Source organism: Rhodobacter flavimaris, assembly GCF_021378075.1.
GTDB classification, from domain to species: Bacteria; Pseudomonadota; Alphaproteobacteria; order Rhodobacterales; family Rhodobacteraceae; genus Rhodobacter; species Rhodobacter flavimaris.
Genome location: NZ_JAJUOS010000007.1, coordinates 120,453 through 133,042, shown reverse-complemented (window position 1 = coordinate 133,042; position 12,590 = coordinate 120,453). Strand labels below are relative to the sequence as shown.

The window sequence follows — 12,590 nt, the reverse complement described above, 5'->3', positions numbered from 1 at the left end:
GCTTGAACACAATATTTGGGCCCCGGAGCGTCTCCGGGGCCTTTTTGTTGCATTGCGGCTTTAATGCTGCATTGCAGAAAAATCATATCACGCTTGCGGCATCGGGGCTTTCCTTTCGCGTCAAGCGGCCCTAAATCGGCGGCAGGGAGGAACTCGTGCAACAAGGAGTTCCAAGATGACTGTCCTTAAGTTCGTGAAGAAGTCGGAGCGTGACCGCGCCCAGGAAGCCCTGCAGGTCCTCGAAGATGCCTACGCGTATTACACCCCCGAAGCCACGCCGGTGACCGCCGGTGCCGATCTGCCCCGCGAAACGCCGCTGGAGCAGATGTATGGCTACTATTCGGCAGCCTGAGCCCTGAACGAATTACACGGAAAGCCCCGGAGCCGCGGTTCCGGGGCTTTTCTTTTTCCGAACGACAGGCACGATGGCGCAAAAGGAGTCGCCATGAAACTTGTCCAACCCGAACATGCTCCGCCCGCCGAAGCCGAGGCGCGCCGCGCCATCGCCCCGGTGATCTGCTATCCGGTCGATGCGCTGCCCGGTCCTGATCTTGCTGCCTATCGCGCCGCGCGGCCAGGGTGGGAGAAGACCGCCGAGGTGACGGTCGCGCCACGCGATGCGGGCTGCTTTGAGGTGCCCGCGGGGCATTTCTTCCGCATTTCCTCGGTTGAAGGGCCGCAGGTGGGTGATCTCAACCTGTGGTCTGCGGATCTGTCCGAGCGGTTCTACTCGGGTAAAACGCGCGCGCTGCATGGCACGCATCTGAGCACTGGTGACCGGCTGTGGTCGAGCTTTCCGACGCTGCGCCCAATGGCGACGATCACTGAGGATACGCTGGATTGGTATGGCTTCGACGCCTTCGGGGGCTCGGTTCATGACGTGATCGGGACGCGCTGCGATCCCTATACGCATTGCCTGCTGTCGGACGGCGGTCAGTATCACCATTGCTGCCATTCGAACCTGACCCGCGCGCTGGCCGATGCGCGCGGCTTGAGCTTGTCCGAGGCGGAGCGCCATGTGCATGACGTGCTCAACGTCTTCATGTGCACAGGCTTCACGCGCGACACCGGGCAGTATTTCATGAAGGCCTCACCGGTGCGCCCGGGGGATTATCTGGAGCTCTTTGCCGAGATCGATCTGCTTGGTGCGCTGTCGGCCTGCCCGGGCGGGGATTGCTCGTCCGAGCATTCCTCGGACACGGCGCGCTGCTACCCGCTGCTGGTCGAAGTATTCCGACCGGTCGCGCCGCCAGTGGGGTGGGTTAGTCCCGTGCCGAGCGGATATGACCGCAGCCATGGGCGGTAAGCGGGGCAGGGGGCCGTCTGCCCCCTCTTCGGCTGCGCCGAATTCACCCCCGAGGATATTTGGTCCACATTGAAGGGTCAGGGTATCTCGGGGTTGCCCAGTTCGGCTTCGAGGAAGCGCTCGAACGCGTCGAGATCGACGGGTTCGAACTGACCGAAACCTTGAATCCAGGTGGTTGCATCGCGCAGGGCGTGGGGCTCCAGCTTGCACCATTTCACGCGGCCGCGCTTTTCCTGGGTGATCAGGTGTGCCTCGGCCAGGATCGAGAGATGCTTGGAGATCGCGGCGAGCGACATCGAGAAGGGCTCGGCCACGTCGGTGACGGCCATGTCGTCTTCGAGCAGCATGGTGAGGATCGCGCGCCGCGTCGGGTCCGCGAGGGCGGCGAAAATGGCATCGAGCGGGGAGGCGGCGGCGCTGGTCATGCACAAGTCATGCGGCAGGCCTGAAAAAACGTCAACCAATCGGTTGAATGTGCATTTTCGACCGGATTTGGTCGGCGGCGGAACTGTGCGCGAGGGCGCAACTTATAAAGTCAAATAATATCAATGTGTTGCCTGTCTTTTGCGCTGGCGCTAACGGCGTTGACTCACGCGGGTGTGACGTCTATCAAGCACGAGAGTTTACGCGGGGGCCGCCCATGTCCGATCGTCCCTCTGACGAGCCTGATCCCGACCGCCTGATGGCGCTGGAGAAACGGCTGGCAGAGGCGAAAGCGGCGCGGGCACCCAAGCCGCGGGTCGATACCAAAGCCGAACAGGCGAACCTTGCCTGGCGTATGGTGATCGAAATGGTTTCGGGGCTGGGGATCGGCTTCGGCATCGGATACGGGCTAGATGTGCTGATCGGCACGCAGCCCTGGATGATGTTGCTGTTTACGATCCTTGGACTCGTGGCGGGGGTGCGGGTGATGCTGCGAACCGCCGAAGAGATGAACAAGGAACGCCCGGCTGCGAATGCGGCCGATGAAGAGGGAAGATAAACGTGTCGGAAGCTAGCGGCGAAGGCCTGATGTTCCACCCGATGGATCAGTTCATCGTGAAGCCTCTCTTCGGTGAGGGGCCGGTCCACTGGTACACCCCCACCAACGCCTCGCTGTGGATGGTGCTGGGTGTTGTCGGCATCATCATGATGCTGGTCGTGGGCACCCGCGGTCGGGCCATCGTGCCCTCGCGCGGTCAGTCGATCGCCGAGCTTGCCTACGGCTTCATCCACAAGATGGTCGAGGATGTGGCAGGCAAGGACGGTCTGAAGTTCTTCCCCTACATCTTCACGCTGTTCCTCTTCATCGTGTTCTCGAACTTCCTCGGGCTGCTGCCCAAGGCCTTCACCCCCACGTCGCACATCGCTGTGACGGCCGTGCTTGCGGTTCTGGTCTTCGTGACCGTGACCGTTGTGGGCTTCGTGAAGAACGGCGCTTCGTTCCTGAGCCTGTTCTGGGTCAGCTCGGCGCCGCTGGCGCTGCGCCCGGTGCTGGCGCTGATCGAGGTGATCTCTTACTTCGTGCGTCCGGTCAGCCACTCCATCCGTCTTGCGGGTAACATGATGGCCGGCCACGCCGTTATCAAAGTGTTCGCCGCCTTCGCTCCGCTGATCCTCATGTCGGGCATCGGCATCGTCGTGACCCCGCTGTCGATCCTGGCGATCACCGCGATGTACGGCCTCGAAATCCTGGTGGCCTTCATTCAGGCCTATGTCTTCACGATCCTGACCTGCGTTTACCTGCGCGACGCGCTGCATCCGCACCACTAAGGTCCGGGATCCCCGAATACCAATTCTGCCAATTCCAACCTCAAGGAGTACGAACATGGAAGGCGATATCGTTCAAATGGGTGCTTACATCGGCGCTGGCCTGGCCTGCATGGGCATGGGTGGGGCTGCTGTCGGTGTGGGCAACGTTGCCGGCAACTTCCTGTCGGGCGCTCTGCGTAACCCGTCGGCCGCCGCTGGCCAGACCGCCACGCTGTTCATCGGCATCGCGTTCGCGGAAGCTTTGGGGATCTTCTCGTTCCTCGTCGCGCTTCTGCTCATGTTCGCCGTCTGATCCCTTTTCGCATCCTTGCGGTCGGATGGACCTTTAAGGGGTCCATCCGGTAATTGAAGGGTCCAGGGGGACGACATGGCTAACGAACACGAAGCGGCCAACATGGCGCATGACGCGGGTGCCGTTGCAGCGGAAGCTGCAGGTCACGCCGCCGAGTCCGCTGGCATGCCGCAACTCGATTTCTCGACCTTCGGGAACCAGATCTTCTGGCTTCTGGTGACTCTGGTCGTGATCTATTGGGTGCTGTCGCGCATCGCCCTGCCGCGCATCGCTGCGGTTCTGGCAGATCGTCAGGGAACCATCGCAGGTGATCTCGCGGCTGCGGAAGACTACAAGCTGAAGGCCAAGGACGCCGAGGCAGCCTATGAAAAGGCCCTCGCCGATGCCCGCGCCCAGGCCCAGAAGATCGTTGGGGAAGCCCGCGCCGAGATCCAGAAGGAACTCGATGTGGCGACCGCCAAGGCAGATGCCGAAATCTCGGCGCGTGCTGCGGAATCCGAAGCCCGGATCACCGAAATCCGCGCCGGTGCGCTGGAGGCGGTGGAAGCCGTCGCCCGGGACACCGCTGCCGAGATCGTGTCCGCTCTGGGTGGCAAGGCTGACGCGACCGCTCTGGCCGAGGCTGTCGGCGCACGGCTGAAGGGGTAAGATGATGAAGAAACTTTCGTTCCTCCTCATTCTCGCCGCGCAGCCCGCTCTGGCCGCATCCGGTCCGTTCTTCTCGCTGCGCAACACCGACTTCGTCGTCACGATCGCTTTCCTGATCTTCGTTGCCGTGGTTCTGAAGGCCAAGGTTCCGGGGATGCTGGGCAAGCTGCTCGACAAGCGTGCTGCCGGTATCAAGGCCGACCTCGAAGACGCGCGGGAACTGCGTGAGGAGGCTCAGTCGATCCTGGCCACCTACGAGCGCAAGGCCCGTGAAGTTCAGGCGCAGGCTGATGAGATCGTGGTCGCCGCCAAGCGTGACGCCCAAGCCGCGGCCGAGCAGGCCAAAGCCGATCTTCGCAACTCGATCGCGCGCCGTCTGAAGGCGGCCGAGGATCAGATTGCCTCTGCCGAAGCTTCGGCGCTGAAAGAGGTCAAGGACCGTGCCGTACAGGTGGCGATTGCTGCAGCGGGCGAGGTCATGGCCAAGCAGATTTCGGCGAAGGAGAAGGCTGGCATGATCGACGCCGCCATCGCCGATGTCGAAACGCGCATGCACTGAGCGACAGACATATGAATGAAAGACCCGGCCGCGAGGCCGGGTTTTTTTATGCCTTTTCGGATTGATGCCGTAGGCGAAGTTGCGCCAGCGCCTCGTGGCGTTCGGCCTTGCGCTGATCGTGCAGCGCGGTCTCGACGAATTCCATATGGGCGGCCACCGCCGCCCGCGCGGCCGCGCCGTCGCGCGCCTGGATGGCCGTATTGATGGCCCGGTGCTGTTCAAGCAGCGCATCGCGCGTCGGGCGATTACGGAACATAACCTGGCGGTTGTAGAACACGCCCTCCTGCAACAGGTCGAACATCGCGCGCATCATATGCAGCATGATCACGTTGTGGCTGGCCTCGACGATCGCCATGTGGAACTGCGCGTCGAGCGCGGCCTCATCAGCGGGGTTGCGCTTGGAATGCACCGCCTCCATGCGCCGGAACAGCGTGTCGATCACCTCAAGATCGGTGTCCGAGCCAAGGCGCGCGGCGCGCTCGGCGGCCATGCCCTCGATATCCTTGCGGAAGGAGAGGTAGTCGAACACCGCCTGATCGTTCTGGGCAAAGAGCCGGATCAGCGCGGGCGAGAAGGCCGAGCCCAAGACATCAGCCACGAAGATCCCCGATCCGGCGCGCGTGGTCAGCAGGCCCACCTCCTGCAATTCCGCCACCGCTTCGCGTAGCGACGGTCGCGAGACGTCCAGCCGCTCGGACAGTTCGCGCTCGGATGGCAGGCGCTCGCCGGGGCGCAAGATACCCTGCAAGATCAGGCCCTCGATCTGCCGCACGACGGCAGAGGCCAGCTTTTCGGACTCGATTTTCTGAAATGGCATTTTCTCCCCCTGTGGTCAAAATGTATGACCAGTTCGCGGGGTGGGCAATGAAAATCGGTAAAATAAAAAGGCCGGGCAATGCCCGGCCTTCATTGGATCTGTCCGCCGATTACTGGTTCGGGCGGATGATGAACTCGACCCGGCGGTTCTGGGAACGGCCCTCGGGGGTCAGGTTCGAGGCGATGGGCTGATCCTCGCCACGGCCATAGGCCACGACGCGGTAGCGCGGCACGCCGGCGCCGATCAGGATATTCGCGACCGAGTTGGCGCGATCCTGCGACAGGCGCTGGTTGTAGCGCGCATCGCCCGTATTGTCGGTGTGGCCGATAACTTCGACGGTGGTGTCGGGGTAGCGGTTCAGGCTGCCGGCGAGCGTGTAGAGGTCGCGCTGCAGATCGGGGCGTACGGCCGAGCTGTCGACGGCAAAGAGCACGTCCTGCGGCATGGTAACCACCAGCTCCGAGCCGGTGTTGACGACCGAGACGCCGTTGGTGTCGAGGTCGCGGCGCAGCTCTTGCGCCTGCTTGTCAAGCTGGTTGCCGATCACGCCGCCGATCATGCCGCCAACGGCCGCGCCCGCGAGCGCCTTGGTCAGACGCTCGTCACCGTCGGCCGTTGCGCCCAGAACGCCGCCGATCAGGGCGCCGGTCACCGCGCCCGTGTTGCGGTTCTGGTTGGGGTTATAGGTGCCATCGGTCGGGGTGCAGGCGCTGAGGGCCGCGATGCCGGTAACACCGAGAAGCAGGAGGGGTGACTTTTTCATGTAACTGCCTTCGTCTTGGCCCCGCGCGGGGGCTTCCCTGCCTTATTACGCGAAGCGCGGAGGTTTGTTTGATAATATCTGCGCGAGCGGCGGCATTTCGCGCATCACATCTGGGCGAGGGCTTCCCCGGATTCGGCGCGCGCGGCCTCCCAGGCCAGCATGGCGCGCTTGACGGGCAGGCCCCAATGATAGCCGCCGAGCGCGCCGGATTTGCGCAAAGCCCGGTGGCACGGGATCAGGAACGAGATCGGATTGCGTCCGACCGCCGTGCCCACGGCGCGCACTGCACGGGGGGAGCCGATCGCCTCGGCAATGTCGGAATAGGTGGTTACCTGTCCCGAGGGGATCGACAGCAATGCCTCCCATACCTTGATCTGGAAGGGCGCGCCGATCAGCGTCAGGGGCGCGTTACCGTGGCCCGAAAGCGCCGCCTCGACCCAGGGACGGATCGCCTCGGGGTCTTCGCGCAATTCGGCGCCGGGCCAGCGTTGGACCAGATCGGCGAAGGCCGCGTCAAAACCCATCTCGGCGGTGAAAGCCATGCCGCAAAGGCCGCGCTCGGTCGCCATGGCGATGGCTTCGCCGAAGGGTGAGGCGAAGCGCCCCCACCGGATCGTCAGGCCCGCCGCACCGTTCGCGAATTCGCCCGGTGTCATCGCCTCCCACCGCAGGATCAGGTCGTGCAGTCGCCCGGTGCCCGACAGGCCCGCGCCCTCGGCGACCTGATCGAGGGGCAGTCGGCGGGCCAGCATCTCGCGCGCGAGCGAGAGGCTGAGATATTGCTGATAGCGTTTGGGCGAGACGCCAACCCAAGCCGAGAAGAGGCGCTGGAAATGCGCCTCGCTCATCCCCAGCCGTGCTGCGAGGGCGGCCAGCGGCAGGGGCTCGCCCGCTGCCTGTGCGCTGTCGATGGCCTCAAGCGCGCGGGCGATGACGCGGTAGTGGTAGCCTTGCTCAGTGGGTTGGACGTGGGTCATGGTGCCTCCTTGCAGACATTCTAGGCCGCGCGTGGCAGCCTTGCGACCCGAAAGCTGCGGTTTCGCGTGTGCCGCCTCTTGCCCGATGCGGTCGGGGCGGGCATAGCAGGGCCATGGTCAGACAGCTTGAATATAAAGATATGCAAGAGGTGTTCCGCCGGTTCGAGGCGGGTGAGCCCCACCCGAAAGGGGAGCTTGAGCACACCAACGCCTTCACCCTTCTGGTCGCCGTGGCGCTTTCGGCGCAGGCCACCGATGCGGGCGTGAACAAGGCCACCCGCGCGCTGTGGCCCATTGCCGATACGCCCGAAAAGATGCTGGCGCTTGGCGAGGAAGGCCTGACCGAGCATATCAAGACTATCGGCCTCTTTCGGCAGAAGGCCAAGAACGTCATCAAGCTGAGCCGGATCCTGGTGGAGCGGTTCGATGGTCAGGTGCCCTCGTCGCGCGCCGCGCTGATGAGCCTGCCGGGTGTCGGGCGCAAGACCGCGAATGTGGTGCTGAACATGTGGTGGGGGCATCCGGCGCAGGCAGTCGACACGCATATCTTTCGCGTCGGCAACCGCACCGGCATCTGTCCGGGCAAGGATGTCGATGTGGTCGAGCGTGCCATCGAGGATAACGTGCCCGTCGAATACCAGCGCCAAGCGCATCACTGGCTGATCCTGCACGGCCGGTATATCTGCGTCGCACGCAAGCCAAAATGCGGTGCCTGTCACATCCGTGACCTGTGCCAGTTCGAGGAGAAGACCCTGTGAAACAGTATCAGGTTGTCGGAATCGGCAACGCCATCGTGGACGTGATCGCGCAATGCGACGACAGCTTTCTCGAGATGATGGGGATCGAGAAGGGCATCATGCAGCTGATCGAGCGCGAGCGCGCCGAAACGCTTTATGCCGCGATGAAGGATCGCACGCAGGCGCCCGGCGGCTCGGTCGGCAATACGATTGCGGGGCTGGGGAACCTGGGACTGAGCGCGGCCTATATCGGGCGCGTGCGCGATGACGCGCTTGGTCGGTTCTACGAGGTTGCGCTGAATGGCGAGGGGACGGATTTCCCGAACCGCCCCGTGCCCAAGGCCGATCTGCCTACCTCGCGCTCGATGATCTTCGTGACGCCGGATGGCGAGCGCTCGATGAATACCTATCTGGGGATTTCGGCCGAGGTCTCGACCGAGGATGTGTCGCTTGAGGTGGTCGAGAATACCGAGCTTCTGTTCCTTGAGGGCTATCTGTTCGACAAGGATCACGGCAAGGCCGCATTCCTGAAAGCCGCGCAGGGGTGCCACCGTGGCGGCGGCAAGGCCGGGATTTCCCTGTCGGACCCGTTCTGCGTCGATCGGCACCGCGCCGATTTCCGCCGTCTTGTGCGCGAGCAGATGGATTACGTGATCGGGAACGAACACGAATGGGCCTCGCTCTATCAGACCGATCTGGAGGGCGCGCTGACGCAGGCGGCCTCGGAATGCGGGCTGGTGGTCTGCACGCGCTCGGGCGCAGATGTGTTGATCCTGCGCGGGGATGAGCGGGTCGAGGTGCCGGTGCATCGCGTGGTGCCGGTGGATACGACCGGGGCGGGCGATCAGTTCGCGGCCGGGTTCCTTTACGGTTACGCGACCGGGCAGAGCCTTGAAACCGCCGGGCGGATGGGCTGCATCGCGGCGGCCGAGGTGATCAGCCATTTCGGCGCGCGGCCCGAGAGCGACATCAAGGCGCTGTTCCGCGCGCAGGGTCTGATCTGAAGACGAGGGGGCGCTGCCCCCTCACCCCCGAGGTATTTGGGCCAAGAAGAATGGATCAGGCCGCGAGGAGTTCGGCAAGAACCAGCGCCATGACCTTGGCCGCATCCGACATATCGGTGATTCCGACCCATTCGTCGGGTTGGTGCGCAAGTTCGAGCAGGCCTGGGCCATAGGCGATGCAGTTTTTCAGTCGGCCGATGCGGTCGATATGCTTCTGGTCATAGGTGCCGGGGCTGACGACATAGGCGGCCTCGCGGCCCAGAACCGCCTCGATCGCGGCGGCGGTCGAGCGCACGACCGGGGCATCGCGGTCGGTCATCGTGGGCTGCACTTCGAAGAGGTCGCGGATCTCGTAGCTGAAGCCGGGGCGGCTTGCACGGATGCGCTCCATCATCGCAGTGATCTCGGATTTCACCTCGTCGATCTGCTCCTCGATCAGGAAGCGGCGGTCGATGACGATGCGGCAGCGGTCGGCCACGCATGGAGCGGGCAGGCCGGTGAAGTCGGGGGCTTGTTCGGGCGCGCCGCCGTGAATGGCGTTGACGTTGAGCGTGGATTGGCGCGCGCCTTCGGGGATCACCGGCATCTCGGTGCGTTTGGAAGCGAGCAGCGGGTAGAGCGTTTCTTCCATTTCGGCCAGAACCGCGCTCATATGCCGGATCGCGCTGTCGCCGAGGAAGGGCATCGAACCATGGGCGATGCGTCCGTGCGTCTCGATCTCGGCCCACCAGACGCCGCGATGGCCGAGGCAGATCTGATCCTTGTGCAGCGGTTCGGGGATGATGACGTGCTGGACGCGCTCGGGGGCGAAGTAGCCTTGCGCGGCCAGGTAGGCCACGCCGCCGTAGCCGCCCGATTCCTCATCTGCGGTGGCGGAGATCTCGATGGCGCCGCGATAGTCGGGGCAGGCGGCGATGAACGCCTCGGCGGCGATGACCGAGGCGGCGAGGCCCCCCTTCATGTCGCAAGCGCCGCGGCCGTAGACTCGGTCGCCCTCGACCTCGCCACCGAAGGGATCGCGGGTCCAGCCGTGGCCAACCTCGACCACGTCGTGATGCGAGTTGAAATGCACACAATCGCCCGGTGCCGCGCCCTCACGCCGGGCGAGGAGGTTCCAGCGCGGGTAGGCGTCGCTGTCGCCCGGCGCGTTATGGGCGCGGATCAGTTCGACCTTGAAGCCCTGCCGCGCGAGGCGCTCGGCGAGGTAGTCGCAGATCTCTCGGTAATGCCGGCCGGGCGGGTTGAGTGTGGGAATGCGGATCAGGTCTTGCGTCAACGCGACAAGCTCGTCGCGGCGCGAGTCTATCTCCAGCTTGATGCGGGTGCTCAGGTCCATGGCGCAAGGCTAGCGGCGATGCGGGCGGGGGCGCAACCGAAAGCTGTGGCGGGGTACGGCGGTTTTCGTTAGCCTTTCGGTGGCGGGGTCTGGAAATTGCGACAAGGCCTCCCCAGATTTGTGAAAGTGATTAACATTGGAGGGTGCGATGGCCGGTTTCGACGCGCAGATTGAGCAAAGCCAGAAGCAGGTAGCCGAGGCGCAGGCGCGCATTACCGAGATGACCTCGCGGATCGAGGCGGCGAAGGCCAAGGCGGATGCGGGGGAGCAATTCTCGCTCGATATCGAGAACGCGACGCTGTCCGATGTGCAGGCCCATGCCGATGCGATGAATGCCAATATTGCCGAGCTGATCATGGGGCTGGACGATGTGACCGCCGGGTTTTCGCGCGATTTCGAGGAACTGCGCACCAAGACCGGGTGGGAGAGCTTTGTTGGCATGTTCGCCCGGCAGAAATCCGAAGCGATGCGGGCCGAGCGTTTGCGCGCGGCCTCGATCGACGCGAAATTGCAGGATCTGATCGCCAAGTCCGACACGATCGTCAAGCTGCTCGAAGGGCAGTTGGCGGTGCTGAACGACCAGAAGGGCAAGGTCGAGACGAACCTGTCGGCGACGCTGGCGGATCGGGAAACCACCGTGGCCGATCTGGAGGCCGTGCGTGCCGAGATTCTGGCGATTGACCCGAAGATCATCGAGTTGGAGAACAAGATCTCGGTCGAGCAGGATGCGGCGGCACGCACCCGGCTGGAAACGGAGTTGGCCGCGCTCAATCAGCGTTACAACGCCATGGTGCAGGATGAGCAGGTCAAGCTCGCGAAGTCGCAGACGCTCGAGCGCTATATCGAGAAGGGCAAGACCTGGGTGGACAGCCTGACCAACCAGGCCGCGACGCAGATGGTGCTGATCAACAAGCTGGCGACCGACACGCAGCAGCGCGTGGTGCTTTACGATGCGCTGACGAAATCGCTCAAGACCGCGCAGCAGCAGGACATCGCGCACCGGATCAACGAGATCGGCGTGCAGACCGATCAGGAGGCGCAGACTGCCATGGCCGGGATTGGCGCCGCAACCAACTCGAAGATGGCCGAGATGCTGGAGGCGCATGAGGGCCACATGGTCTTTGCGCGCAAGGTTTTGGAGCAGAAGGCGAAGGCCGATGAGCGGTTCGCCCGTCGCTTCGCCGCGATTGTCGAGAAGCACGACAAGAACCTCTACGGTGGCTAAGTGCCCAAGACCGAGCTGACCAACGATCATCACGTCCTGAACGACGAATTCGCCGCCCGGCGCTACTTTGCCAAGTTCGAGCGGATCACCCGGATCATGTCGGGCGTGGCCCGGCAGATGGAGGGGGAGTTGCCGGGCTCGGACACGGCCATCCTTGCGGGCTACGCCGAGGCTGTGGCCGCGACCTTCCGGGCGCTTTCGCTGAAATACCTGATCGCGGGTCGGATTGTCGGCCCTGCGCGGCGGCATCTGACGATTGACCTGCACGAGAGCGGCTTTCCGATCTTTCAGGAGCTGGTCTCGATGGCCAATGACGCGGCACAGGCCGCCGGGGCGCTGTCGGGAATGGCAGGCGTCGAGGAGCTGAAAGATCGCATGGTGCGCCGCATCGTGGGTGAACGCGCTGTACCGACCGATCTGCAATTCGCTCTGAGCCAGCGGCTTTACTACGAGGCGCTGGCAGCGGGAGGGCAGTTCTGGGCGCAGGTGCATCCGGTGGCCGAGTGGCGGGGCGATCTGCCGCGCGGGCGGCGCGCCTACAAGCTGCATTGGGCCGTCTATGACAGTCAGCTCAATGTGCCGGTGGTCTATATTCTCGATGTCGAGGACAGCGGGCGCACCTCACTGCCCAAGGATATCGGCCGGTGGGAGCAGGTGCGCGCGCATTTGATGGCGCAGTCGGTCGGCGGGTTGAAGCTGATCACCATCGCCAAGGGGTTCGATACCGATTTCACTGATTTACATCCCAAGGGGCTGCGCCGGATGCATCTGGGGCCAATGTATTCCTCGGCCTATACCTTGCAAAGCGGGCCGATCCGCGAGGTGCTGGAGGATGCTCGCGCGCCCGCAGGCGAGGACTGGGCGCTTGCCTGGGCCATTGAGGAGCTGGAGGCCGAGCGCGTCGAGATCGAGAAGGGCTGGTTCAGCGAGACCGAGCGGCAGGTATTCCGGCTCGATCCGTTTTCCGGGGTGGGTGAGGATCACGGGGCGACGCGGTTGCGCCGTGCGTTGATCTTGCCGCAGCGGCCGTTCCAGGTGCTGGCTGAGAAAGACCCGCCGGGGTTCCGGGACGTGCGCAAGTTCGTAGTCGGCGCGGGCGACCGGGTAATGGTTTACGGCTGAGGCCGGGGAAGGGGGCGCTGCCCCCTCGGGCCTATGGGCCCTCACCCCCGGG

16 protein-coding genes are annotated in these 12,590 nt (G+C 64.0%); 11 read left to right on the top strand and 5 right to left on the bottom strand.

Features of this window, described 5'->3' with window-relative positions; genetic code table 11:
* The first annotated feature begins 175 nt into the window (after nt 1-175).
* A complete protein-coding gene (locus LZA78_RS10710; protein ID WP_233676926.1) occupies nt 176-352 on the top strand; it encodes a hypothetical protein in 177 nt (58 codons plus the stop codon).
* Between the two features lie 93 nt (nt 353-445).
* Nucleotides 446-1,306: an urea carboxylase-associated family protein gene (locus LZA78_RS10705; protein ID WP_233676925.1), complete on the top strand. Its 861-nt coding sequence runs from the start codon at nt 446-448 to the stop codon at nt 1,304-1,306.
* A 77-nt stretch (nt 1,307-1,383) separates the two neighbouring features.
* Here the strand turns inward: LZA78_RS10705 and LZA78_RS10700 are convergent, their stop codons facing one another.
* Nucleotides 1,384-1,731, bottom strand: a complete 348-nt coding sequence (locus tag LZA78_RS10700) for an ArsR/SmtB family transcription factor (RefSeq protein ID WP_233676924.1) — start codon at nt 1,729-1,731, stop codon at nt 1,384-1,386.
* Between the two features lie 215 nt (nt 1,732-1,946).
* Here LZA78_RS10700 and LZA78_RS10695 point away from each other — a divergent pair, with 215 nt between their 5' ends.
* From LZA78_RS10695 to LZA78_RS10675, 5 genes are all read left to right on the top strand, one after another.
* A complete protein-coding gene (locus tag LZA78_RS10695) occupies nt 1,947-2,288 on the top strand; it encodes an AtpZ/AtpI family protein (RefSeq protein WP_233676923.1) in 342 nt (113 codons plus the stop codon).
* A gap of 29 nt (nt 2,289-2,317) precedes the next feature.
* Nucleotides 2,318-3,058: a F0F1 ATP synthase subunit A gene (locus tag LZA78_RS10690; protein WP_233676998.1), complete on the top strand. Its 741-nt coding sequence runs from the start codon at nt 2,318-2,320 to the stop codon at nt 3,056-3,058.
* Between the two features lie 55 nt (nt 3,059-3,113).
* Nucleotides 3,114-3,350, top strand: a complete 237-nt coding sequence (locus LZA78_RS10685) for a F0F1 ATP synthase subunit C (RefSeq protein WP_009157477.1) — start codon at nt 3,114-3,116, stop codon at nt 3,348-3,350.
* 75 nt (nt 3,351-3,425) lie between these two features.
* Nucleotides 3,426-3,998, top strand: a complete 573-nt coding sequence (locus tag LZA78_RS10680) for a F0F1 ATP synthase subunit B' (protein ID WP_438811069.1) — start codon at nt 3,426-3,428, stop codon at nt 3,996-3,998.
* Between the two features lie 4 nt (nt 3,999-4,002).
* The gene (locus LZA78_RS10675) at nt 4,003-4,557 is read left to right on the top strand and encodes a F0F1 ATP synthase subunit B (protein ID WP_233676922.1); all 555 of its coding nucleotides are present in this window, start codon (nt 4,003-4,005) and stop codon (nt 4,555-4,557) included.
* A 46-nt stretch (nt 4,558-4,603) separates the two neighbouring features.
* Here the strand turns inward: LZA78_RS10675 and LZA78_RS10670 are convergent, their stop codons facing one another.
* The 3 genes from LZA78_RS10670 to LZA78_RS10660 all read right to left on the bottom strand — a co-directional run bounded on the left by LZA78_RS10670 (nt 4,604) and on the right by LZA78_RS10660 (nt 7,114).
* Nucleotides 4,604-5,374: a FadR/GntR family transcriptional regulator gene (locus tag LZA78_RS10670; RefSeq protein ID WP_233676921.1), complete on the bottom strand. Its 771-nt coding sequence runs from the start codon at nt 5,372-5,374 to the stop codon at nt 4,604-4,606.
* A 109-nt stretch (nt 5,375-5,483) separates the two neighbouring features.
* Nucleotides 5,484-6,137, bottom strand: coding sequence for a YiaD family glycine zipper/OmpA-like lipoprotein (locus LZA78_RS10665; RefSeq protein ID WP_233676920.1), 654 nt, complete (start codon nt 6,135-6,137; stop codon nt 5,484-5,486).
* A 104-nt stretch (nt 6,138-6,241) separates the two neighbouring features.
* Complete coding sequence (locus LZA78_RS10660; RefSeq protein ID WP_233676919.1) at nt 6,242-7,114, bottom strand: methylated-DNA--[protein]-cysteine S-methyltransferase; 873 nt, start codon at nt 7,112-7,114, stop codon at nt 6,242-6,244.
* A 113-nt stretch (nt 7,115-7,227) separates the two neighbouring features.
* On the opposite strand from LZA78_RS10660, the gene nth reads away from it, so the two are divergent.
* The gene (gene nth, locus LZA78_RS10655; protein ID WP_233676918.1) at nt 7,228-7,872 is read left to right on the top strand and encodes an endonuclease III; all 645 of its coding nucleotides are present in this window, start codon (nt 7,228-7,230) and stop codon (nt 7,870-7,872) included.
* A complete protein-coding gene (locus LZA78_RS10650) occupies nt 7,869-8,855 on the top strand; it encodes an adenosine kinase (RefSeq protein WP_233676917.1) in 987 nt (328 codons plus the stop codon). The genes nth and LZA78_RS10650 overlap by 4 nt, the downstream gene beginning before the upstream one ends.
* 55 nt (nt 8,856-8,910) lie before the next feature.
* On the opposite strand, the gene LZA78_RS10645 is transcribed toward LZA78_RS10650, so the two are convergent.
* Complete coding sequence (locus LZA78_RS10645; protein ID WP_233676916.1) at nt 8,911-10,191, bottom strand: acetylornithine deacetylase/succinyl-diaminopimelate desuccinylase family protein; 1,281 nt, start codon at nt 10,189-10,191, stop codon at nt 8,911-8,913.
* Nucleotides 10,192-10,339: 148 nt separating this feature from the next.
* Here LZA78_RS10645 and LZA78_RS10640 point away from each other — a divergent pair, with 148 nt between their 5' ends.
* Together LZA78_RS10640 and LZA78_RS10635 are read left to right on the top strand one after the other, a co-directional pair.
* Nucleotides 10,340-11,416, top strand: coding sequence for a coiled-coil domain-containing protein (locus LZA78_RS10640; protein ID WP_233676915.1), 1,077 nt, complete (start codon nt 10,340-10,342; stop codon nt 11,414-11,416).
* Complete coding sequence (locus tag LZA78_RS10635) at nt 11,417-12,538, top strand: hypothetical protein (RefSeq protein ID WP_233676914.1); 1,122 nt, start codon at nt 11,417-11,419, stop codon at nt 12,536-12,538.
* Nucleotides 12,539-12,590 lie beyond the last annotated feature (52 nt).

Coding starts and splice junctions, on each gene's coding strand:
- LZA78_RS10690 (WP_233676998.1), top strand. CDS start 2,318: ATGTTCCACCCGATGGATCAGTTCATCGTGAAGCCTCTCTTCGGTGAG.
- LZA78_RS10640 (WP_233676915.1), top strand. CDS start 10,340: ATGGCCGGTTTCGACGCGCAGATTGAGCAAAGCCAGAAGCAGGTAGCC.
- LZA78_RS10665 (WP_233676920.1), bottom strand. CDS start 6,137: ATGAAAAAGTCACCCCTCCTGCTTCTCGGTGTTACCGGCATCGCGGCC.
- nth (WP_233676918.1), top strand. CDS start 7,228: ATGGTCAGACAGCTTGAATATAAAGATATGCAAGAGGTGTTCCGCCGG.
- LZA78_RS10645 (WP_233676916.1), bottom strand. CDS start 10,191: ATGGACCTGAGCACCCGCATCAAGCTGGAGATAGACTCGCGCCGCGAC.
- LZA78_RS10680 (WP_438811069.1), top strand. CDS start 3,426: ATGGCTAACGAACACGAAGCGGCCAACATGGCGCATGACGCGGGTGCC.
- LZA78_RS10700 (WP_233676924.1), bottom strand. CDS start 1,731: ATGACCAGCGCCGCCGCCTCCCCGCTCGATGCCATTTTCGCCGCCCTC.
- LZA78_RS10695 (WP_233676923.1), top strand. CDS start 1,947: ATGTCCGATCGTCCCTCTGACGAGCCTGATCCCGACCGCCTGATGGCG.
- LZA78_RS10685 (WP_009157477.1), top strand. CDS start 3,114: ATGGAAGGCGATATCGTTCAAATGGGTGCTTACATCGGCGCTGGCCTG.
- LZA78_RS10675 (WP_233676922.1), top strand. CDS start 4,003: ATGAAGAAACTTTCGTTCCTCCTCATTCTCGCCGCGCAGCCCGCTCTG.
- LZA78_RS10660 (WP_233676919.1), bottom strand. CDS start 7,114: ATGACCCACGTCCAACCCACTGAGCAAGGCTACCACTACCGCGTCATC.
- LZA78_RS10670 (WP_233676921.1), bottom strand. CDS start 5,374: ATGCCATTTCAGAAAATCGAGTCCGAAAAGCTGGCCTCTGCCGTCGTG.
- LZA78_RS10705 (WP_233676925.1), top strand. CDS start 446: ATGAAACTTGTCCAACCCGAACATGCTCCGCCCGCCGAAGCCGAGGCG.
- LZA78_RS10710 (WP_233676926.1), top strand. CDS start 176: ATGACTGTCCTTAAGTTCGTGAAGAAGTCGGAGCGTGACCGCGCCCAG.